This is a genomic window from Streptomyces mutomycini, assembly GCF_001700505.1.
GTDB lineage: Bacteria > Actinomycetota > Actinomycetes > Streptomycetales > Streptomycetaceae > Streptomyces > Streptomyces mutomycini.
Genome location: NZ_MAPV01000197.1, coordinates 13,075 through 33,306, shown reverse-complemented (window position 1 = coordinate 33,306; position 20,232 = coordinate 13,075). Strand labels below are relative to the sequence as shown.

The following is a 20,232-nucleotide window of genomic DNA, read 5'->3' as shown; positions in this document are numbered from 1 at the left end:
GTGAGCGCCGCCATGGCGGCGACCGCGGTGGCCGTGCCGGTGAGTCCGCGGCGCATGGTTCCGTTGAACCTCATGTGTCCTCCTTCTCCTGAGTCATCGCGTGAACGTGTCGATGGCCGCGATCCGCCAGGTGTCACCGCGGCGGACGGCGTCCACGGCGAACATGGCGGCCGCGTACGTCGTCTGCTCCTTCTTGCCGGTACGGGTGTTGCTCTGGTCGGCGAAGACCAGCAGCCGGGCCCGGTCGCCGTCGAGCAGCTCGACGCCGCTCTCGGTGACGGTCGTGGTGAGGACGAGCTTCTGCTTCGGCGCCTGTGCGCGTACCTCGGCGAGCATGTCCTTGTGCTGCTGGACCGCCTTGCCGGTGAGGTACTTCTGCGCGGCCAGGTCCGACTTCCCGGGCGAGGCGTAGTTGTACGAGAAGACGGCGCCCACGGCCTCGGTGATCCGGCCCTTGACCTCGCTCGTCCGGCTGATGTCGGTGAGGGCGCTGTTCTGCCGCGTCGGGTCGTCACGGATGGTCGCGGCGGAGGTGAACGCCCAGGCTGCGAAGGCGCCGAGGAGGACGGTGGCCGCGCAGAGCACGGCGGGGAGCCGGATGCGGAGGCGGGGCGGTCTGCGGGCGGGGCGCCCCTGCCCGGCCGGTTCCTCCACCGCGGCGGTCTCGGTGGCGGGGTCCTCGGCGGGTCCGTCGGTGCGCTCCGGTTCCGGGGCGGTTGCGCCCGTGGGCTCCGGCTCCTCCACGGGAGCCGTGTCCGCACGCGGCGGGGCGGTGGTCGCCGCGACGGTGGCGAGCCTGCGGCGGCGGTTCACGAGGTGGCGGGTCGTCGACATGTCGGTGGTCCTCTCGGGGCGGGGCGGTCGGGCGGGGGTCAGCCGGCGGTGTTGCCGACGGGCGCCTGTCCGAGGGCGCTGAGCTTCCACCCCCCGGAGGTGCGGGTGAGCTGCCCCAGCATCCGGCTCTCCTTCACCGCGGGCTTGCCCTCCGGGGCAGTGACGGTCACCCGGAGCGCCACCATCACCCTCGCCCTGCCCGCCCTGTCGTCCAGCTCGGTCACCGCGCCCGACAGGATCCTGGCGGTGCTGACGGTCCTGGCCGCCTCGATCTGCTTGACGAACGCGGCCCGTCCGTCGACGAGTTGCTTGTGCAGATCACCGGTGGTCGACTCTTCCCAGCTGTCGAGCCCCTTCTCCACCCTCGCGTGATCGAGCGTGTTCATGTTCTGCACGGCCTGCTCCCCCGCGGCCAGCACGTCGTCACGCGCCTCGGCGTAGGCCGCCGAGTCGTCGTGTGCCGCGTCGTAGCGCGACCAGCCGCCCCAGCCCGCCGCTCCGGCCGCCGCGACCGTCAGCACGATCGCCGCCGCCACCAGCGGATTCCTCGTCGTCCGTACCCGTGCCATTGGTGCCTCTCCCTACCTGGAGGTGATGTCGACGATGATCCAGCGGCCGCCGCGCAGTTCCGCCGTCACCGAGAGCTGCGCCGCCGCCGTGGTGGCGGGCTTCCCCTCGCGCTCGTACACCTGGTCGAGGAAGACGAGGAGGTGGGCGCTGCGGGTGCCGAGCCGGGTGACTCCGGCGCGTACGGCCTGCGAGGTGAGCGTGAGCTTCTGGTCCCCCGCCTGCTTCTCGACCTGGCCGAACAGTGCCGCGTACTGCCGCAGCGCCTCACCCGCGAGGAGTCGCTTCGCCGATTCCCTGGTGGCGGCGGTGCCCTGCGGGCTGTACGAGAAGACCTTGCCCAGCGCGCTGCTGACGTCGCCCACGACCCGGGTGGTCTCGGCGGTGTCGGTCAGCGCGCGGTTCGAGGTGGCGGGGGTGTCACGGAGCTGCCGTGCCTTGACGAGGAGGACGGCCCCGGCGGCCAGCAGCGCGACGGCCAGAACCGCCGCGAGAACACGGCGCCAGGGTGCGTGGCGGGACGCGCCCGGGTCCTGGGTGGTGTCCGTACCTTCGTCCTGTAGGTCCGCGTCCGGGGCCGGATTCGAGGAGTCGTCCTCGACCGTGGTCCCTCCGGTCCGTCTCATCCGCCGCTCCCGACAGGTATCGCGTCCAGTGCCTTGATCTTCCAGCCGTCGCCGGTCCGTTCCAGGGCCGCCTCGAAGCGTTTGCGCTCCGTACCGCCCTTGCCGGTGCGGGGGGTGACCTCGACGTCCACGGTGGCGATCAGCGCCGCCGTTCCGGCCCGTTCGTCGAGTGCCGTGAGCGCGGCGTCGGTGACCTTGCCGCGTGCGGTGGCGCCCGACTCGGTGAGCTCGGCGGTGTCCTTCTTCCGGGTGCTCTCCAGCCGGTCGTGCAGAGGGCCGGTGGAGGCGGCGAGCCAGGCTGCCAGAGCGGACTTCACGCTCGCGGCGCTCCTTCCGTCCATGCTGTTCAGGCGGGCCAGGTGCTCCCTGCCGTCGGCGACGGCCGCGTCACGGGCCTTGGCGTACGCCAGGGTCTCGTCGCCGCGCGCCTGCGTGTACGACCAGCCGCCGAGGGCGCAGACCAGCGCGGCCGCGAGCATGACGGCCCATCCACCCATGCGCCTGGTACGGGCGTTCACGCGCCACCTCCCAGGCCCAGCAGGCCGGCCATGCCGTCGGCCGGGCGCTCGGCCCCTCCCGTGGCTCCGAGGGCTCCGAGGGCTCCGGGCAGCCCGGTCCCGTCGGTTCCGGCGAGCAGCGAGCCGGGCTTCGCGGGTTCCGGCACGCCGCCGCCCGCGGGGGCGTTGGCGCTGCCGCGGACGTTGATGCCGCTGCCCGGCGGGGAGACGCAGCGCGCCCCGGTGTTGACCGCGGGTGCTGCCGAGAGGTCCTTGCCCGGGCGGTAGGTGGTGGCGCCGTATCCGGCGGTGCAGGGCAGTGGCTCGAAGAAGGTGACGGACATGCCGAACCGGGCGTCTCCGTCCTCGTCGATGATGCTCGCGCCGGCCGCCGCGACCGCGGGCACCTTCACCAGCAGCTCCTCCAGGCCCCGCTGCCGGGTGACGGCGACCTCCGACGTGGTGAGGAGGTTGGCGACGACGACTCCGAAGCTGGGTTCGAGGTCGCGCAGGAGCCCGCTGATCTCGGCGGTGGCTCCGGGCGCCGTCGCGATCAGCCGCCGCAGATCGGTGTCGGACCCCTTCAGTTCGGCGGCGAGTTCCTCGGCTCCGGAGGCGAATCCCCTGAGCGCTTCGCCCTGTTCGGCCTGGGTGCGCAGGACCGTCTCGCCGTCCGTCATGAGCTTCGTGGTCGTAGGCAGTGCCTCGTCGGCGGCGTCGACGAACTCGCCGCTGGTGTCGAGGAGGACCTCGAGGTCGTCGCCGCGCCCCTCGAAGGCCGCACCGAACTCCTCGACGACGGTCCGCAGGTCCTCGGCGTCGACGGAGGCGGTGAGGTCGTTGACACTGGTGAGGACGTCGGTGACGGGCGCGGGAACGGTGGTGTCGGCCTGGTCGATGACCGAGCCGTTCTCCAGGAAGGGGCCGTCCTGGCGGGTGGGCCGAAGGTCGACGTACTGCTCGCCGACCGCGGAGAGGCTGGCGACGACGGCCTGCAGGCTGTCGGGGATGCGCGGCGCGTCGTTCTCGATGCGGAGCTCCGCCTCGACGCCGTCGTCGGTGAGCTCGATCGGGCCGACCCGGCCGACGGACACACCCCGGTAGGTGACGTTGGAGTGGGTGAACAGGCCGCCCGTCTGCGGGAGTTGAATCTTCACCGTGTAGTAGCTGCGCAGTCCGACGTAGTGCCCCAGGTCGGCGTACCTGACACCCAGGTAGCCGAGGACCAGCACCGCGATGATCAGGAAGGCGATGTTCTTGAGCCGGGTGGTGAGGGTGATCATCAGCGGGTGCCCTCCGTGCCGGATGCGGTGACCGACGGAAGCGGCAGGGGCGGCGCCGAGCCGGTTTTCTGCTGGGTGCCGGTGGCCGGCGGGGTGAGTGCGGGGATGATCTGCGTGCCGGGCATGGCGGTGACGTCCAGGTAGACGTTGAGGTAGTCGCCCTTCACTCCGCGCAGCACCTCGTCCGTGAACGGGTAGGTGAGCAGCACCTGCAGGGAGTCGGGCAGGTCGTTACCGGAGTCGGCGAGCGCGGTGAGGGTGGGGGCGAGGGCCTTGAGGTCGGCGATCATGTCGGCCTTGCTCCTGTTGACCGTGTCGACGGCGACGGTGGAGAGCGTGTCGAGCGAGCGCAGCATGGTGAGGAGCGATCCGCGCTGCTTCTCCAGTACTTTCAGGCCCGGGCTCAGCCCGGTGAGTACGGTGCCGACGTCCTGTTTCCGGGTGGCGAGCGTGGCGGCGAGCCGGTTGACGCCGTCGAGTGCGTCGGTGATGTCCTCCTTGTGGGTGTCCAGGTCGGTGACCAGCGTGTCGACGCGGGTCAGCATCGACCGGATCTGGGGTTCCTGTCCGGCCAGCGCCTTGTTGAGTTCGGTGGTGATGGTCTTCAGCTGGGCGACACCGCCACCGTTGAGGAGCATCGACAGGGCACCGAAGACCTCTTCGACCTCCGGGTTGCGGTTGGTGCGGACGAGGGGGATCCGGGCACCGTCGGACAGCGCGCCCTCGGCCGTGCCGTCGGCGGGCGGTGATAGCTGGACGTACTTCTCGCCGAGGAGGCTGGACTGTTCGAGGTGTGCGTAGGCGTTGCCCGGCATCTTGATATCGCCGTTGACACGCATGGTCACCTTGGCGGTCCAGCTGCCCGGAGTCAGGGTGATCTTGGTGACCCGGCCCACGGCCACGTCGTTGACCTTGACGGACGACTGCGGTGCGAGGCTGAGGACGTCCCCGAACTCGGCAGTGATCTCGTACGGGTGGTCGCCGAGGTCGGCGCCACCGGGCAGTGGCATCTGCTCGATGCCCCCGAGCGAGGGCAGGCCGGTCGTCGTGGCGACGAGTGCGAAGCAGACGCCGGCGGCAGCCAGGGCACCGAGGCCCGCGACCGCGCGGTTGCCGGGTCTGCGCAGGGCGGGGCTCATCGGTCCGCCTCCTTCTTCTCGCCCGTACCGCTCTTGGTCGGGGTGTCCGCCGGGGTGCCGTAGACGGTGCCGACGGCGGGCAGCGGCAGGACGGGGAGCGCCTTTTGACGGCCGGCGTCCACCGGAGCCAGCCCTTCGAGGCCGGCGGTCTCCTGCCCGGGTTCGGTGAGCGGGCCGCCCATCGACAGCTCGTTGAGATTCGTACGCCCGTTGAGGGTCCGGTTCGCCGGGTCGTAGGCGTTGAGCACGTTGCCGGCCGCGAGCGGGAGTGTGTCGAGCGACTCGGCGAGCGAGGCACGCTGGTCGACCAGGGTCTGGGTGAGCGGCACCAGGAGGTCCACGTTCTTCTTGAGGGCGCCGCGGTTCTTCTGGATGAAGCTCTTGACCTGGCCGAGTGCGGTGCCCAGCTCCTTCAGCGCCGCACTGAGGTTCTCCTTGTCGTCGGCGAGGAAACCGGTGACGGAGTTGAGCTGCTGCTCCGCGGTCCGCACGTCGCTGTCCTTCTCCTTCAGCATCGTGGTGAAGGTCTGCAGGTAGGACAGCGTGTCGAAGAGGTTGCCGCTGCTCTTGTCCAGCGTCTTCGTCGCCTTGCCGAACTGCTCGATGGAGTCCCCGATGGCCTCTCCGTTCCCCTTGAGGTTCTCGGAGCCGGTCCTCAGGAGTCCGGAGAGCGCTCCGTCGGCGTTGGCGCCGTCGGGGCCGAGTGCGGTGGAGAGCTCCGTGATCGACTCGTAGAGCTGGTCCACCTCGATGGGCGTGGCGTTCTTCTCGGCCGGCAGCACGGCGCCGCCCTCCAGTCTCGCTCCCCCGGTGTAGGCGGGAGCGAGCTGGACGTAACGGTCGGCGACGAGGCTGGGGGCGACGACGACGGCGTGCGCGTCCGCCGGGGCCTCTACGCCCTTGTCGAGCCGCAGGGTGACCCTGACCTCCTCGCCGCGCGGGTCCACCGATTCGACGGTGCCGACCTTCACGCCGAGGATGCGCAGGTCCGACCCCGGGTACACGCCGGTGGCCCGGTCGAAGTAGGCGGTGACGGTGGTCGTGCCTTCCTGGTCCATGGCTGTCACGCCGGAGCCGACGGCCACGGCCACGACGGCGAGTCCGGCGCCGATGCCGATGATGCGGGTGCGTCTCATGTCAGCGGCCCCCCTGCTTCGGCGGCATGCAGTCGTTCACCGGCGGCGTGTCCTTGGGCAGGTAGTTCTTCGGCACGACTCCGCAGACGTAGTTGTCGAACCACCGGCCGTTGCCGAGGGTGTTGCCGACGAGCCGGTTGTAGGTGCCGGCCATCGAGAGCACCTTGTCGAGGCTCTTGCGGTTCTTCACCAGCACGGTGGTGACCCGCCCCAGCGATTCGAGAGTGGGCTGCAGCTGCTTGTTGTTGTCGGTGACGAGACCGGTGAGCTGTGTGCCGAGGTCCCGGGTGCCGGTGAGCAGCAGGTGGATGGAGTCGCGGCGGGCCTGGATCTCGCCGAGGAGCAGGTTGCCGTCCTCGAGCAGGGTCTCGAAGCTGCTCTTCTTCGTGGCGAGCGTCTTGGACAGCTGCCTGCTGCCCTTGAGGAGGGTGGCCAGCTGTGCGTCGCGCTCGGAGACCGTCTTCGACAGCGCCGAGAGTCCTTCCGCGGCGCTGCGTACGTCGGGCGGCGAGTCCTTGAAGGTGTCCGAGATGGTCTCGAAGCTCTCGGCGAGCTGGGCGGTGTCGATCTCCTCGATGGTGTCGCCGAGTCCGTCGAACGCCTGGGTGACGTCGTACGGGGAGGTCGTGCGGCTCGACGTGATGCGGGAGTCCGGGTTCTGCGGCGCGTTGCCGAGCGGGTCGACGGCGAGGTACTTGTCGCCCAGGAGGGTCTTGATGGCGATGCCTACGGTGGAGGAGTTCCCGATCCAGGCGTCCTTCACCTTGAAGTCGACCTTCACCCGGTCACCGTCGAGCGACACCCCGGTCACCTCTCCGACCTTCACACCGGCGATCCGGACCTCGTCGCCGGCCTCCAGGCCGGCGGACTCGGTGAAGTCGGCGCTGTAGGAGGTGCCGCCGCCGATGAAGGGCAGTGCGTCGGCACGGTAGGCGGCGAGGCCGAGGAGGGCCAGGACGACGAGTCCGATGATGCCGATGGCGACGGGGTTGCGTTCCCGTACGGGCTTGATCCTCATCCCGTGCACCTCGATCCGCCGATCGTGATGCCGGTGGGCGGCGCGCTGCCGTCCTCGGTCGTCACACCGGCGACCCTGGCCTCGCAGAGGTAGAGGTTCAGCCACGACCCGTACGAGGTGAGACGGGTGATCGCCTCCATCTTGGCGGGCGTCTTCCGCAGGAAGCTCTCGATCTTCGGTGCGTTCTCGTCGAGCTGCCCGCTGAGCCTTCCGAGCTGCGCGATGTCCTCCTTCAGGGGTGCACGGCCGTCCTGCAGGAGGTCCGCGGTGACGGTGGTGAGGGCGCCCATCGCCGTGACCGCCTCGCCGAGCGGCTTGCGGTCGCCGGAAAAGCCCTTGACGAGCTTCTCGAGGGTGAGGACCAGCTCGTCGAAGCCCGCCTCGCGGTCGTTGACGGTCTTGAGAACCGTGTTGAGGTTCTTGATCACCTCGCCGATCACCTCGTCCTTGGCCGCGACGGTGCCGGTCAGCGATCCGACGTGGGAGAGGATGCTGTCGACGGTGCCGCCCTCGCCCTGGAGGACCTGCACGATGGAGCCGGCGAGCTGGTTGACGTCCGGCGGGGAGAGTCCCTCGAAGAGCGGCTGGAAGCCGTTGAACAACTGCGTGAGGTCGAGCGCGGGGGTGGTGCGCGCGAGCGGGATGGTCGCCCCGGACCGGAAGGCCGCCCCGACGGGTCCGGCGCCCTGGTCGAGGTCGATGTAGCGCTGGCCGACCATGTTGAGGTACTTGATCGACGCGGTCACCGAGGCGGGCAGCTCGCGGCCCTTGCGCACGGCGAAGCCGACTTCGGCCTCCCGCCTGTCGGCGACCCTGATGGATTCGACCTGCCCGACCTTGACGCCCGCGATCCTGACGCTGTCACCGACGACCAGTCCGGTGGCGTCGGTGAACCTCGCCTTGTACGAGGTGGTGTCGCCGACGCCGGTGTTGGCGATGGACAGGGCGAGGACGGTGGTGGCCAGCGTGGTCACCACGACGAAGACGAGGGATTTCACGAGCGGACCCGTGAGGGAGCGGCGCTTCACTTGAGCTTCACCTCCGCACCGCGGAAGGCCGGACCGATGAGCACGCTGCTCCAGTCGGGCAGGGACTGCGGCTTGACTTCGAGTGAGGGTGCGACGAGTTCGTTGACGAGCCGGCTCTCCTGGGGAGAGTTGGGCATGCCGAGCGCGCTGTCGGTGGCGGCGGGCACCTCGGCCGCTTCCGCGTCACCGGCGTCCCCCGCCGGGGCGGCGGACCTGCGCGAGTCGGCGGTCGGGACCGCCCGGCCGGTGTACGGCACCGAATAGCAGTGCGGGCCACCGGTCGCGTCGTAGACCGGGGAGTCCTTGCCGGCGACGTACTTGCCCTTGGACTCGACGGCCTTGACGGTGACGTGGAGCCCCGGCTTGTCGGTGCCCTTGCCGAGCGCCTTGTCCATGGCGGGGACGAACCCGGCCATGGTGCGCAGGGTGCAGGGGAAGGCGTCGGAGTACTCCGCGAGGAGCTCCAGTGTCGGGCGGCCGGAGGCGGAGAGCCGGATGAGGTTGTCCTTGTTCTTCCGCAGGAAGGCGGTGACGTCGTTCGCGGAGGCGGTGGTCGACCCGTACAGGTCGGCCAGCTCCGCCTGCTGTTCGGCGATCGTGCCGCTGGTGGTGGTGAAGTCGGTGAGCGCGTCCAGGACGTCGGGCGCGGCGTCCGCGTAGAGGTGGCTCACCTTGACGAGTTCCTTGATGTCCGCGTTGAGCGTGGGGAGTTGCGGGTTGAACTCCTTGAGGTGCGCGTCGAGGGTGACCAGGGTGTCGCCGAGCTTGTCGCCGCGCCCCCGGAGCGCCTGGGAGACGGCGCCCAGGGTCGCGGCGAGCTTCTCCGGCTTGACGGCGGTCAGCATCGGCAGGACGTTGTCGAGGACCTCTTCCAGCTCGATGGCGTTGCTGGAGCGGTCCTGCGGAATCACCGCCCCGGCCCGCAGGGTCTCGGCGGAGGGGACGGCGGGTGGCACGAGGGCGACGAACCGTTCCCCGAACAGGGTGGTGGGCAGCATCTGCGCGGTGACGTCGGCCGGGATCCGGTCGAGCCGGTCCGGCTCGATCGCGAGGGTGAGCCGGGCCCCGTCACCGTCGGCCGCGATGTCGCGCACCTCGCCGATCACGACGCCGCGCAGCTTCACCTCGGCGTTGTCGTGCATCTCGTTGCCGACGCTTCCGGTGCGTACGGTCACGGTGGCGTCGTCGGTGAAGTCCTTCTCGTACACCGAGACCGACACCCACACGAGGACGGCGGGCACGAGCACGAAGGCCACGCCGGCGAGTCTGCGGCGCACCGTCTGCGCCGTGGAGGAGGTCATCAGCCGGCCACCTTCACCGTTGTCGTCGCGCCCCAGATGGCGAGCGAGAGGAAGAAGTCGGTGACGCTGATGAGCACGATGGCGTTGCGCACCGACCGCCCCACGGCCACGCCGACTCCGGCGGGACCGCCGGTCGCGTGGAAGCCGTAGTAGCAGTGGGCGAGGATCACCAGCACGCTGAAGATCAGCACCTTGAGCACCGACAGCAGGACGTCGTCCGGGGAGAGGAAGAGATTGAAGTAGTGGTCGTAGGTGCCCGCCGACTGCCCGTTGAACAGGACGGTGATGTAGCGGGACGCCAGGTAGGAGGAGAGCAGCCCGATCGCGTAGAGCGGGATGATGGCGACGACGCCGGCGATGATCCGCGTCGTGACGAGGTAGGGCATCGAGCGCACTCCCATCGCCTCGAGGGCGTCGACCTCCTCGTTGATCCTCATCGCGCCGAGCTGGGCGGTGAAGCCGGCGCCGACGGTCGCGGAGAGGGCGAGGCCGGCGACGAGCGGGGCGATCTCCCGGGTGTTGAAGTAGGCGGAGATGAAGCCGGTGAAGGCGGAGGTGCCGATCTGGTCGAGGGCCGCGTACCCCTGGAGGCCGACGACCGAGCCGGTGGCGAGGGTCATCGCGATCATCACGCCGATCGTTCCGCCGATGACCCCGAGGCCGCCGCTGCCGAAGGCGACCTCGGCGAGCAGCCGCTGCACCTCCTTGAGGTAGCGGCGCAGGGTTCTGGGGATCCAGATCAGAGCCCTCACGTAGAAGGTGAGTTGCTCACCCGAGCGGTCGAGCCAGCCGAGCATCGACATGGCTCAGCCCCCCTTCGGGGGGACGATCTGGAGGTAGATCGCCGTGAGGACCATGTTCACGGCGAACAGGAGCATGAAGGTGATGACGACGGACTGGTTGACCGCGTCGCCGACGCCCTTGGGCCCGCCACGCGGGTTGAGTCCCCGGTAGGAGGCGACGATGCCGGCGATGAAGCCGAAGATGAGCGCCTTGAGTTCACCGACGTAGAGGTCGGGAAGCTGCGCCAGGGCGGAGAAGCTGGCGAGGTAGGCGCCGGGTGTCCCGCCCTGCATGATCACGTTGAAGAAGTAGCCGCCGAGCGTGCCGACGACGGAGACCAGCCCGTTGAGCAGGACGGCGACGAACATGGTGGCCAGCACCCGCGGGACGACGAGGCGCTGGATGGGCGAGACGCCCATGACCTCCATGGCGTCGAGCTCCTCCCGGATCTTCCGCGAGCCGAGGTCGGCGCAGATGGCGGACCCTGCGGCCCCGGCGATCAGCAGCGCCACGATGAGCGGGCTGGCCTGCTGGATGACCGCGAGGACGCTGGCGCCTCCGGTGAAGGACTGGGCGCCGAGCTGCTCGGTGAGCGAGCCGACCTGGAGGGCGATGACCGCGCCGAACGGGATGGAGACGAGAGCGGCGGGCAGGATGGTCACGCTGGCGACGAACCAGAACTGCTCGATGAACTCGCGTAACTGGAAGGGCCGGCGGAAGACGGCCCGGACGACCGCCAGGGCGAGCGCGAACAGCTGGCCGGTCTGGCGCAGCGGGGCGAGGAGCCGCGAGGGCGTCCTCCGCCGCGGCGCTTCCTCCTGCTGCTCCCCGGTGGCCGGCTCCGGTGGCCGCACGGGCAGTGGTGCCGTCATCGGCGCCCACCGTCCAAGGTCGGCGTGTAGCTGTTCATGATGGCCGTACGGGCGGCCTCCGGCAGCTGGCCCATCATGGAGATGACCCGCTCCCGGCGGCGCAGGGCCGCCTGGCGCACGGGCATCCCCGGTGAGGGCTCCAGCTGCGGGACGACGGTGCGCGGGGCGGCATGACCGTTGCCGTTCGTCTGCTCGGCCGCGAGGGTGGCCGCGTCCTTCTCCTCCGACATGCCGATCGGACCCTCACGGCGTCCGGCCAGGAACTGGGAGACCACGGGCATGTCGCTGGTGAGCAGTACCTCGCGCGGTCCGAAGGTGACGAGGTTGCGGCAGAACAGCATGCCCATGTTGTCGGGGACGGTGGCCGCGATGTCGAGGTTGTGGGTGACGATGAGCATGGTGGCGTCGATCTGCGCGTTGAGATCGATGAGCAGCTGCGAGAGGTAGGCGGTGCGCACCGGGTCGAGCCCGGAGTCCGGCTCGTCGCAGAGGATGATCTGGGGGTCGAGGACCAGGGCACGGGCGAGGCCGGCCCGCTTGCGCATCCCGCCGGATATCTCGCCCGGCAGCTTTCCCTCGGCACCCAGCAGGCCGACGATGTCGATCCGCTCCATGACGATGCGCCGGATCTCGGACTCCGTCCTGCGGGTGTGTTCACGCAGGGGGAAGGCGATGTTGTCGAAGAGCGACATCGAGCCGAAGAGGGCGCCGTCCTGGAACATGAGTCCGAACAGCTTCCGGGTCTCCATGATTTCCCGCTCGGGACTGTTCACCATGTCGACGCCGTTGATGAGGACCCGGCCCTTTTCCGGCTTCAGCAGGCCGATGATGGATTTCAGGAACACGGTCTTCCCGGTGCCGGAAGGACCGAGCATGACGCTCACCTCACCGGCCGGCAGCGTGAGACTGACGTCCTGCCAGATTTTCTGCTTGCCGAAGGATTTCGTCAGGCCTTCGACGACTACTTCGATTCCCATCGGCCCTCCCTCGAAATGGTGGTGAACGACGTCATCTGTCTGCGCTCCGGCTCCGGTGAATGCAAGGACGGCTCGTCACACATGCACCAGGAGGCGCACGTTATGTCCGTCGAATCCGCCAGGACAAGCCGTTGAACAGCGGGAATCGCCGGACGTCGATCTTGGCGTGGATCACTTGTCACCGAATGACAAGCCCGCCCGGCGGGTTTGTCGGAATCTGCGCAAGCTCTCCAGGTGCACCGGGGTCCTGCACCCAGGGGGGCGGGACCACGAGACCCCGACGGGTGGGAGACCCAGCCCCGGGTGGAAGGGGTTCGGGCCGGCGGGAACTCCCGGAGGAATCCCGGGTCAAGAGGGCGCGACCTGGACTCCACGTGCGTCGAACAAGCAGGTCCGGATACGTTTCCGAGCCGCTCGGATGCGACGCTACGGGCCAGTAACCTAAGTCCGCAATAGCGATTCACCAATTTTCTCCGGGTCAATCGCCAGGCGCCGATTTCTTGTACCGCAGTGAGTAATCGGCGCGTGAAACCTGTCGAAAAGTGAGGGCTGCGGAACGGGACAGCGGGTGTCGTGAACCGCTCCGGACACGCAGAAACCCACCCCGACCAGGGTTCATCCGGTCGGGGCGGGCTCATGTGCTGTCATGGGTGGGCGCACGAAGTGACAAGGATCAGGATGTGACGCCCAGGCAGCGCTTTTCGGCTACTGGACCGCGGACTTCCAGCTCTCGGCCAGTTCCTTGCCCGCGTTGGGCACCGACAGGCCCGGAGCCGTCAGGCCTATCGTGGAGGTCTTGGCGTCGTTGAGGACGAGGTTGCTGGTCCCTGCCGCCGCCGGCAGTCCGACCTTGAGGTCGATCGCCCAGCTGAGGATGCCGCCGAGACCGCAGCCGTTGGCCTTCGGCACGGAGAACTGGTTGTCGCCCTGGCCTGCGCCGGACAGCCCGAACTGGATCAGCGAGCCCTCGTCGTTCGCGGTGCCGTCACCGTTGAACCGGGAGACGGCCAGCGACGGCATGCTCAGGTTGCCGGGGTGCAGGACCACGGGGTTGCTGTTGCTGCCTATGTAGCACTTGGAACCGAGCAGCGGGTTGTCCAGCCGGATCTTGATGGGCAGTGTGACGATCGGCCCGGAGGATATGCCCGCGACCAGGCTGAAGTCGGTCGGCGCGCCGGCCGATTCGACGGTGGCGGTCACCTTGTTGAGGGTCCCGTTGGTGATCTGGTCACACACGGCGGAGACGACCGGTACCTTGCTCGGGCACATGAGGCCCAGGAGGCCGCCCGGAATCGTGGTCTTGCCGCTGATGATGGATCCCTCCGGCGGCGGGACGACCGTGTAGGTCCCCTCGGCCGGGTGCTGCAGGACACCGAACTGCAGGTTCGTCGAGCCGGTCGTCGCCTCGGTGTTGCCCAGTTTGATCGACCCGTTGGGCGAGGTGGACGTCACGCACAGCGGGACGTCGGTGTCGCCGTCCGCCGCGAGCATGGCGGGGGCGTCCACCGGACAGCGGTCGAACGGGGCCCAGCCGCCGTTGAGCTGGGTCGCGGCGGTGGTGGCGGCACCGGCCGGCGACGCGGTCAGGGGCATGACCAGCGCGGCGGACGCGGTGACGGCGCCGGCGGCCTTGATCCAGGTCTTCGAGGCAGATCTCATTGTTCCCTCAATTCGGTTGAAGCTCGGGGGATTACTGCGTGCGGTGTGACGGTCGGCGCGACTGCGGGGGTCAGCGGGTGGCCTTGGGGATGTCGGTCGGCTCGTTCTCGGCCGTGCAGTTGCTGCCGTTCACGGGGATGCAGGGGGCTCCCTGGATCTGCTTGACGTAGTTGGTCACTCCGGACAACGACGCCGTGAAGATGTCGTCGAGGTCCTCGCCGACGCCGCATCCGCTGAAGGGCGGGATCGTCACCGAACCCGTCAGCGGGCCGCCGGTGACCAGCATGTAGCCGGGGTCTTCTCTGCCGTACCACCCCAGGCCGAGAAGGCGCAGAGTGAACGGCCGGCTCGTACGGCACGCATCGCCCACATCCAGGGGGACACCGTTGACCTCGACGTCGTACAGCCTGAGCATGAATTCCAGGTTGATGTCCGTACGGTTCTCGCTGATGCCGTTGAAGATGTGCAGATCCGAGTGGATATTCGGAATACGGGTCCCATCGGCCGCAGTACCTGAGGGGATCTGCGTCATCTCCAGTTTCGCCGTGGTGGGCATGAACCCGAAGGTAAGGAATGTCCCCGACGTGGGCGGAAGCTGCGGTTTCCCCTTGTACTCCAGATCCGCAGTAGAATCCTGGTACACGTGAAGGGATCCGTCTTCACCAGGAACGAGCCTGCTCGGTCCTTGCTTGATCTTCGTGCAGGCCGCCGGGAACTTGGTCGCTCCGTTCAGCTTCTCCACGTTCGCGTACCCGGTCACGTAGGCGACCAGGGCGAAGTCATCGCTGGGGTCACCGGCACAGGGAGGCGCATCGGTCGCGGCGGATTCCTTCGTCTCCGCTCCGATCTCGGGTATGTCTCCGGCGCCGGCCGTGTCCTCCTCCTCACCGGGCAAGGCGTCGGACGGCGTCGGCTCCGGCGTACCCTCCTCGCCCTCGTCGCCGACGTCCACCGCCGCCAGCACCGTCTTCTGGTCCCCGTCCAAAGCGCAGTTCAGGGAGACGCTCGGCGGTTCGGCCGGGGTTCCGTCGGCCTTCTTCAGGTCGAGGACCACGTCGAGGGCGGCCGCGTCCAACGTCAGGCCTCCCGAGGTCCCGGGCTTCACGTACGGAACATTTCCCGACGTGCTCAGCGTCAACTCCCCTGTCCCCGGGACCGGCGAGGGCACGGCGGTCGTCCCGAGCCACTCGGCCCGGGCCTGCTGACCGCCCTGGGACACGTCGACGGAGAGCCTTGTCTCGGCACTCACGGTCGCCGCAGCGGAGTCGGCCGGGCCGGCGAGCGCACCCTCGGGCAGAGTGACGTCCAAGGCCACGTCCTCGGGCTGGATCGCCTGCCCGGCCCGGGCCGACTCGGGAATCTTCGCGGAGACCCCGACCTTCACCGACTGTCTGCCGGTGGGGAATTCGCATGTGTAGACCAGTTCCGCATCGATCTCCTGAACACCGGATGCGGCCTGCGCCCCAGGGATCATCCCTCCAAGCAGCACAGCGGTGGCTACCGCGGCACCACGTGCCGTGCGCCGCCGTGTTCCCGTCATACGACTGCCTCTCACTGACGATGTCCCCTTTCGGACGTGCATCGCGTGGCGGGCGGACTCACCACGGGTTCCTGCTCACTCGGAAACAGCTGCCGGCAGCCACCTCCGACGCCGCGTCCGGAGGATGGGGCACGGGATCGCACGGCGGGCTCACCCGCCGTGCGATCCTTCGTTCACCCGTTACCGGTGCAGGGCCGGATCAGGGGGTGTACACGATGGTCGGCTTGGTGGTCGTACCGCTCTTGACCACGTTGTACGTGGCGGTGTAGAGCGGGTTCTGGCCCACGGCCGCGATGCCGGCGCAGCCCGCGGAGGCGGTCGCGACGGTCAGCTTGTAGGTGGACGCCGCGGTGCTGGCGGCCTTCAACTGGCCGGTGGTGTTGTTGTAGGTGGCGGGAACGTTGCCCGTCACCGTGAAGGTGCAGGTCAGAACCGACAGGGTGGCCTTCACACCGGAGATGTACCCGGTGGTGACGCCGGAGGCGTAGGTGTTCGCCACGATGCCCCACGGTGTGGTGGTGTTGGCAGTCGGCGTCACGGGGCCGAACGGGCTGGTGCACCCGCTCCAGGTCAGCGGAGCGATGGTGCCGACCGTCACGCCGGTGGTGCCGGAGGCGGTCTTCAGGGCGGCCGTGGCCGCCGACGTCGTACACGTCAACGGGATGCCGTTGAGGCTGAGCGTGACGGTGCCGGTGGAGGCGGCCGAGGCCGTCAGCGGCGAGCTGGGGCCGACGGTCCAGGTGGGAGCGGCGACGCCGGCGGTGGCGGTGGTGGCTCCGAGGGTGACGGCAGCGGCGGCAGCACCGGCTGCCACTGCGATCTTCTTGAAGGAGTTGCGCACAGTGATTTCCTCCGATTCGACAGTGCGGGCGCACTGTTGCGGGGACAGCACCCGGGATCCTGCAAATGCGCAGGGAGTGCCGCGGTGAATCGCCTTGCGTGGGGGCCGTGCTGCTCTTTCAGCCACATATGCTCTGTGACAGGGCGTGACGTTACTGGCGGGAAACTTGGAGCACAATCCCGTCGGTCAAGATTGGTTCGGCAAGTTTTTTTCCTCGTCACCAGGTCACTAATTCACGCCGTGCAGTTGTCACTTGGTGCGCAATATTCCGCGGAAATCCCGTGGGCATCCGGGCGTCCGACTCGCCGCCCCACTCGTCCGTGGCCCCCGGCGGGGCCGAGCCGTGCCGACCGGGGACACGACGAACACCCCCGGGACGGCCGGGTGGTGCGACTGCCGGGCCATCAGGCCGGCCGCGTCGACGCAGCCCACGGCCGAAAACATTGTCCGGAAGTGAGCATTTCCCGTCCCACCTGCACCGGAGCACCATCAATGGGGCACATTACGTGCCCCTTACACTCCGATCTTGTCCAGACAGTGTGCGTCCCACCCCACTTGGTCTATCTTCGGCGCCGATGTTGGGATACACCTGTCGGTCCGTGGGAGCGCTTTCCCCCACCTGCTTCACGACGCCGGGCCCAGGAAAGCAAGGGGACGGTCATGCCGAGACTCATCCAGCCGCTGGACACCGGAGACCCGCTGGGGCCTCTCCCCCAGGAGTTCGCCGCAATCATGCGGCCCGAACTGCCGAGCCTGATCAAAGAGATAGGCATGGAAGTGACCCGCGCCTATCCGGAATACGCGCGTCTGCTCAACGGCCCCAACGGCGCCGCCATCCGCCTGGGTGTCGAGCAGAGCCTTTCCTCCTTCGTCGACCTCGTCGCCGAGCCCTCCACCCCCACGGTCCTGCGTGACGACATGTGCCGGAGATTCGGCAGGTTCGAGGCGTACGGGGGCCGCACCATGGACGCGCTCCAGGGCGCGTACCGGCTGGGGGCGCGCGTGGCACTGCGGCGGGCGAAGAAGGTGGGCCGGAGTTACAACTTCTCGCCCGCCCTGATGCTCAGCTTCGCCGACGCGCTGTTCGAGTACGTGGACGAGCTCGAGTCGCTGTCGCGCGAGGGCTTCATGGAAGTGCAGGCACAGTCCGACCAGCAGAGCGAGACGGTACGCCGCCGCCTGCTGCATCTGATCCTCGCGGGCCGGCCGGCACCCCGCAGCGCCATCGCCGAGCTGTGCGAGCAGACCGGATGGGCGCTGCCCGAGGAGGTCACGCTCGTCGCGGTGCGCGCCCCGGCCGGCCTCGACCGGATCAGCGCGGACCACGACGTCCTGATCGATCCCGGCGACCCGCAGCCACACCTGCTGATCCCCGGGCCGATGAACGACGCACGGAGGGAGATGCTCGACCGGACCGTCCCCGGTGGTGGGGCGGCGATCGGGCTGACCGTGCCGACCACGCTCGCCGCCGACTCGATCCGCTGGGCCCGCCGCGTTCTCGAGCTGGTCGACGCCGGGGTCATCGACGACGCGCCGGTCATCCTCTGCGAGGACCACCTCATCACGCTGTGGCTCCTCTCCGATCCCGCCCTCCTCGACCAGCTCGCCGAGCGCGAGCTCGCCGCCGTCGCCGGCATCAGCGCCACCCGGCGTGAGCGTCTGATCGAGACGCTGCGGATCTGGCTCGACACCCGTGGAACCGCCGCGCAGATGGGCGAGTTGCTGGATGTGCACCCCCAGACGGTCCGCTACCGGATGCGCAGTCTGGAGGCCATCTTCGGCGAGCAGCTCACCGATCCCGAGAGCCGCTTCTCGACCGAAGCCGTGCTGCGCGCCACGCAGTTACGGGCTCGCGGCGGCCAGTCCCTCAACTGATTCATCATCACACTCGCGGCACGCAGTCAACTTACCGCCAGGTAAGGCGAAATAGACGGTCAGTCCCAGACGGTTGCGACACGGAGACGTTCTCAACGAGAAACGCGGAACTGCGTCCCGTTACATAGGGAGGAGCGGCGGCCCACCGGCCGGCGCGGAGCGCCACCTCCTGGCCAGCCATCCGAGAGGGAACCCCCACATGACCGCCTCACACCTCCTCGTCCCGGTCCCGATCCCGGACCGGATCGCCGCGCTGATCGGGTCCTGCACGCCGGCGCACGTCCTGCAGGCCGAGTTCGAAGCCGACTGCGCCGCCCGCGAGGTGCGCAGGTTCCGGGGTCCGAGGCTCGGCATCGAGGACCAGGCCGACCGCGAGCAGGCACTGTCGGAGCTCGCGTGGGCCAACAAGGTGCTGTCCGCGCACCACCCGCACCTCGCGGTGCGTCGGGACGGTGCCTGGTGACGACTGCTTGCTAAGCGGCGGCGGTCGCCTTACCTTACCCAGAAGTAAGTTTACTCTGGAGTAAGGATCTGGCGTGGCCGACAACAGCAGTGGCAACCTCATCGGTGAACTGTCCGGGCTCGACCTCACCACCGTCTCCCCGGAGGAGTTCGCACGGATCGTCAAGGGCCTGTCCACGCGGCAGCTCGGCGAGGTCATGCGCGGTGACCTGCGCACCCGGGTGCTCGGCGAGGTCTTCGGCCGGATGCGGCAGCAGTTCCGCCCGGAAGCGGCGGGCGGGCTGACGGCCCTGATCCGCTGGAAGATCACGGGCGAGAGCGAGGCGGTCTACGAGACCTCCATAGCCGACGGAACCTGCACGGTGAGCGCGGGCCGGTCGGACGCCGAGCCGCGCACGACGCTGGTGATGGGCGACGCCGAATTCCTCAAGCTCGTCTCCGGCAACGGCAATCCCGTGACGATGTTCATGATGCGCAAGCTGAAGGTCGCCGGTGACGTCGGCCTGGCCTCGGGGCTGACCCGCTACTTCGACATCCCGAAGGCCTGAGCCCATGTCCTACTTCTCCCTCGCCCTGACCGAGGAACAGCAGGACCTGCGCAACTGGGTGCACGGCTTCGCCGCCCAGGTGGTGCGCCCCGCGGCGGCCGAGTGGGACGCCCGGGAGGAGACCCCGTGGCCGGTCATCCAGGAGGCCGCCAAGATCGGTCTGTACGGATTCGAGTCGCTCGCCGACATGTACGGGGACCCGAGCGGGCTCTCCCTCCAGATCGCCAACGAGGAGCTCTTCTGGGGCGACGCGGGGATCGGCATGGCGCTGTTCGGCACCTCGCTCGCCGTCGCCGGGATCTTCGCGTCCGGCACGCCCGACCAGCTCGCCGAGTGGGTCCCGCAGTGCTACGGCGACGAGGACGACCCCAAGGTGGCCGCCTTCTGCGTCTCCGAGCCCCAGGCCGGTTCCGATGTCTCCGCCATGGCCACCAGGGCCCGCTACGACGAGGCCAAGGACGAGTGGGTGCTCTCCGGCCAGAAGGCGTGGATCACGAACGGCGGGATCGCCGAGGTCCATGTGGTGGTCGCCTCGGTCGACCCCTCGCTCGGAGCGCGCGGCCAGGCCGCGTTCATCGTCCCGCCCGGCATGAAGGGCCTGGCGGCGAGCCGCACCATCAAGAAGCTCGGTCTGCGCGCATCGCACACCGCGGACGTCTTCCTCGACGGCGTACGCGTCCCCGGGCACTGCCTGCTGGGCGGGAAGGAGAAGCTGGACGCCCGGCTCGCCCGTGCCCGCGAGGGCGGCACGGCCAAGGGCCAGGCTGCCATGGCGACCTTCGAGGTGAGCCGCCCCACCGTGGGCGCACAGGCGCTGGGCATCGCCCGGGCCGCCTACGAGTACGCCCTGGAGTACGCCGGGCAGCGAGAGGCGTTCGGCCGGCCCATCATCGAGAACCAGTCGATCGCGTTCGCCCTCGCGGACATCCGTACCGAGATCGAGGCCGTACGCCTGCTGATCTGGCAGGCCGCCTGGATGGCCCGCAACGACCGGACCTTCGACGCCGGCCAGGGCTCCATGTCCAAGCTCCGCGCGGGTGAGCTGGCCGTGTCCGCGACGGAGAAGGCGGTCCAGATCCTCGGCGGCGCCGGTTACAGCAGGGAGCACCCGGTGGAGCGCATGTACCGCGACGCCAAGATCTACACGATCTTCGAGGGCACGAGCGAGATCCAGCGGCTGGTCATCTCGCGGGCCATCTCGGGACGTCATATCCGCTGACGCCTCCGGAGCCGGTGCGGCGGACCA

General features: G+C 69.1%; 20 protein-coding genes. 4 read left to right on the top strand and 16 right to left on the bottom strand.

Annotated elements, in window-relative coordinates; translation table 11 throughout:
- Nucleotides 1–93: 93 nt before the first annotated feature.
- The 16 genes from BFF76_RS25470 to BFF76_RS25395 form a co-directional block, all read right to left on the bottom strand.
- Nucleotides 94–834, bottom strand: a complete 741-nt coding sequence (locus tag BFF76_RS25470; protein ID WP_053929908.1) for a hypothetical protein — start codon at nt 832–834, stop codon at nt 94–96.
- A gap of 38 nt (nt 835–872) precedes the next feature.
- Nucleotides 873–1,403, bottom strand: a complete 531-nt coding sequence (locus BFF76_RS25465; protein WP_053929909.1) for a nuclear transport factor 2 family protein — start codon at nt 1,401–1,403, stop codon at nt 873–875.
- Nucleotides 1,404–1,415: 12 nt separating this feature from the next.
- A complete protein-coding gene (locus BFF76_RS25460) occupies nt 1,416–2,027 on the bottom strand; it encodes a hypothetical protein (RefSeq protein ID WP_031094780.1) in 612 nt (203 codons plus the stop codon).
- Nucleotides 2,024–2,545 (bottom strand): hypothetical protein, encoded by a 522-nt coding sequence (locus BFF76_RS25455; protein WP_031094777.1) that lies wholly within the window; start codon nt 2,543–2,545, stop codon nt 2,024–2,026. Before BFF76_RS25455 ends, BFF76_RS25460 begins: the two co-directional genes overlap by 4 nt.
- Nucleotides 2,542–3,807 (bottom strand): MCE family protein, encoded by a 1,266-nt coding sequence (locus BFF76_RS25450; RefSeq protein WP_065849133.1) that lies wholly within the window; start codon nt 3,805–3,807, stop codon nt 2,542–2,544. The genes BFF76_RS25455 and BFF76_RS25450 overlap by 4 nt, the downstream gene beginning before the upstream one ends.
- Complete coding sequence (locus tag BFF76_RS25445) at nt 3,807–4,946, bottom strand: MCE family protein (RefSeq protein WP_031094774.1); 1,140 nt, start codon at nt 4,944–4,946, stop codon at nt 3,807–3,809. The genes BFF76_RS25450 and BFF76_RS25445 overlap by 1 nt, the downstream gene beginning before the upstream one ends.
- The gene (locus BFF76_RS25440; protein ID WP_031094772.1) at nt 4,943–6,082 is read right to left on the bottom strand and encodes an MCE family protein; all 1,140 of its coding nucleotides are present in this window, start codon (nt 6,080–6,082) and stop codon (nt 4,943–4,945) included. Before BFF76_RS25440 ends, BFF76_RS25445 begins: the two co-directional genes overlap by 4 nt.
- 1 nt (nt 6,083) lies before the next feature.
- On the bottom strand, nt 6,084–7,100 hold the full coding sequence (locus BFF76_RS25435) for an MCE family protein (RefSeq protein WP_031094770.1): 1,017 nt from the start codon (nt 7,098–7,100) through the stop codon (nt 6,084–6,086).
- Nucleotides 7,097–8,128 carry an MCE family protein gene (locus BFF76_RS25430; protein WP_053929911.1) on the bottom strand — a complete coding sequence of 344 codons (1,032 nt, stop codon included), beginning with the start codon at nt 8,126–8,128 and terminating at the stop codon, nt 7,097–7,099. Before BFF76_RS25430 ends, BFF76_RS25435 begins: the two co-directional genes overlap by 4 nt.
- Entirely contained in the window at nt 8,125–9,429 is a 1,305-nt protein-coding gene (locus BFF76_RS25425) for an MCE family protein (protein ID WP_053929912.1), read from the bottom strand. The genes BFF76_RS25430 and BFF76_RS25425 overlap by 4 nt, the downstream gene beginning before the upstream one ends.
- The gene (locus BFF76_RS25420) at nt 9,429–10,232 is read right to left on the bottom strand and encodes an MlaE family ABC transporter permease (RefSeq protein ID WP_031094766.1); all 804 of its coding nucleotides are present in this window, start codon (nt 10,230–10,232) and stop codon (nt 9,429–9,431) included. Before BFF76_RS25420 ends, BFF76_RS25425 begins: the two co-directional genes overlap by 1 nt.
- Before the next feature lie 3 nt (nt 10,233–10,235).
- Entirely contained in the window at nt 10,236–11,084 is an 849-nt protein-coding gene (locus tag BFF76_RS25415; protein ID WP_053929913.1) for an MlaE family ABC transporter permease, read from the bottom strand.
- Nucleotides 11,081–12,061, bottom strand: a complete 981-nt coding sequence (locus BFF76_RS25410; RefSeq protein WP_031094762.1) for an ABC transporter ATP-binding protein — start codon at nt 12,059–12,061, stop codon at nt 11,081–11,083. Before BFF76_RS25410 ends, BFF76_RS25415 begins: the two co-directional genes overlap by 4 nt.
- A 705-nt stretch (nt 12,062–12,766) precedes the next feature.
- Complete coding sequence (locus BFF76_RS25405) at nt 12,767–13,720, bottom strand: hypothetical protein (protein ID WP_053929914.1); 954 nt, start codon at nt 13,718–13,720, stop codon at nt 12,767–12,769.
- Between the two features lie 70 nt (nt 13,721–13,790).
- A complete protein-coding gene (locus BFF76_RS25400) occupies nt 13,791–15,194 on the bottom strand; it encodes a DUF6801 domain-containing protein (protein ID WP_107418487.1) in 1,404 nt (467 codons plus the stop codon).
- Between the two features lie 265 nt (nt 15,195–15,459).
- On the bottom strand, nt 15,460–16,101 hold the full coding sequence (locus BFF76_RS25395) for a hypothetical protein (protein WP_053929916.1): 642 nt from the start codon (nt 16,099–16,101) through the stop codon (nt 15,460–15,462).
- A gap of 660 nt (nt 16,102–16,761) precedes the next feature.
- Here BFF76_RS25395 and BFF76_RS25390 point away from each other — a divergent pair.
- The 4 genes from BFF76_RS25390 (at nt 16,762) to BFF76_RS25375 (ending at nt 20,205) form a co-directional block, all read left to right on the top strand.
- Nucleotides 16,762–17,976 (top strand): PucR-like N-terminal domain-containing protein, encoded by a 1,215-nt coding sequence (locus BFF76_RS25390; RefSeq protein ID WP_031094752.1) that lies wholly within the window; start codon nt 16,762–16,764, stop codon nt 17,974–17,976.
- Nucleotides 17,977–18,175: 199 nt separating this feature from the next.
- Complete coding sequence (locus tag BFF76_RS25385; RefSeq protein WP_031094750.1) at nt 18,176–18,439, top strand: hypothetical protein; 264 nt, start codon at nt 18,176–18,178, stop codon at nt 18,437–18,439.
- A gap of 73 nt (nt 18,440–18,512) precedes the next feature.
- A complete protein-coding gene (locus BFF76_RS25380) occupies nt 18,513–18,986 on the top strand; it encodes an SCP2 sterol-binding domain-containing protein (RefSeq protein WP_031094749.1) in 474 nt (157 codons plus the stop codon).
- A gap of 4 nt (nt 18,987–18,990) precedes the next feature.
- Nucleotides 18,991–20,205 carry an acyl-CoA dehydrogenase family protein gene (locus BFF76_RS25375; protein WP_065849131.1) on the top strand — a complete coding sequence of 405 codons (1,215 nt, stop codon included), beginning with the start codon at nt 18,991–18,993 and terminating at the stop codon, nt 20,203–20,205.
- The last annotated feature ends 27 nt before the right edge of the window (nt 20,206–20,232 follow it).

What these genes read in the sequence shown, in the direction of transcription:
- BFF76_RS25470 (WP_053929908.1), bottom strand. Translation starts at nt 834, where the DNA reads ATGTCGACGACCCGCCACCTCGTGAACCGCCGCCGCAGGCTCGCCACC.
- BFF76_RS25465 (WP_053929909.1), bottom strand. Translation starts at nt 1,403, where the DNA reads ATGGCACGGGTACGGACGACGAGGAATCCGCTGGTGGCGGCGGCGATC.
- BFF76_RS25460 (WP_031094780.1), bottom strand. Translation starts at nt 2,027, where the DNA reads ATGAGACGGACCGGAGGGACCACGGTCGAGGACGACTCCTCGAATCCG.
- BFF76_RS25450 (WP_065849133.1), bottom strand. Translation starts at nt 3,807, where the DNA reads ATGATCACCCTCACCACCCGGCTCAAGAACATCGCCTTCCTGATCATC.
- BFF76_RS25445 (WP_031094774.1), bottom strand. Translation starts at nt 4,946, where the DNA reads ATGAGCCCCGCCCTGCGCAGACCCGGCAACCGCGCGGTCGCGGGCCTC.
- BFF76_RS25440 (WP_031094772.1), bottom strand. Translation starts at nt 6,082, where the DNA reads ATGAGACGCACCCGCATCATCGGCATCGGCGCCGGACTCGCCGTCGTG.
- BFF76_RS25435 (WP_031094770.1), bottom strand. Translation starts at nt 7,100, where the DNA reads ATGAGGATCAAGCCCGTACGGGAACGCAACCCCGTCGCCATCGGCATC.
- BFF76_RS25425 (WP_053929912.1), bottom strand. Translation starts at nt 9,429, where the DNA reads ATGACCTCCTCCACGGCGCAGACGGTGCGCCGCAGACTCGCCGGCGTG.
- BFF76_RS25420 (WP_031094766.1), bottom strand. Translation starts at nt 10,232, where the DNA reads ATGTCGATGCTCGGCTGGCTCGACCGCTCGGGTGAGCAACTCACCTTC.
- BFF76_RS25415 (WP_053929913.1), bottom strand. Translation starts at nt 11,084, where the DNA reads ATGACGGCACCACTGCCCGTGCGGCCACCGGAGCCGGCCACCGGGGAG.
- BFF76_RS25410 (WP_031094762.1), bottom strand. Translation starts at nt 12,061, where the DNA reads ATGGGAATCGAAGTAGTCGTCGAAGGCCTGACGAAATCCTTCGGCAAG.
- BFF76_RS25405 (WP_053929914.1), bottom strand. Translation starts at nt 13,720, where the DNA reads ATGAGATCTGCCTCGAAGACCTGGATCAAGGCCGCCGGCGCCGTCACC.
- BFF76_RS25400 (WP_107418487.1), bottom strand. Translation starts at nt 15,194, where the DNA reads ATGATCCCTGGGGCGCAGGCCGCATCCGGTGTTCAGGAGATCGATGCG.
- BFF76_RS25390 (WP_031094752.1), top strand. Translation starts at nt 16,762, where the DNA reads ATGCCGAGACTCATCCAGCCGCTGGACACCGGAGACCCGCTGGGGCCT.
- BFF76_RS25385 (WP_031094750.1), top strand. Translation starts at nt 18,176, where the DNA reads ATGACCGCCTCACACCTCCTCGTCCCGGTCCCGATCCCGGACCGGATC.
- BFF76_RS25375 (WP_065849131.1), top strand. Translation starts at nt 18,991, where the DNA reads ATGTCCTACTTCTCCCTCGCCCTGACCGAGGAACAGCAGGACCTGCGC.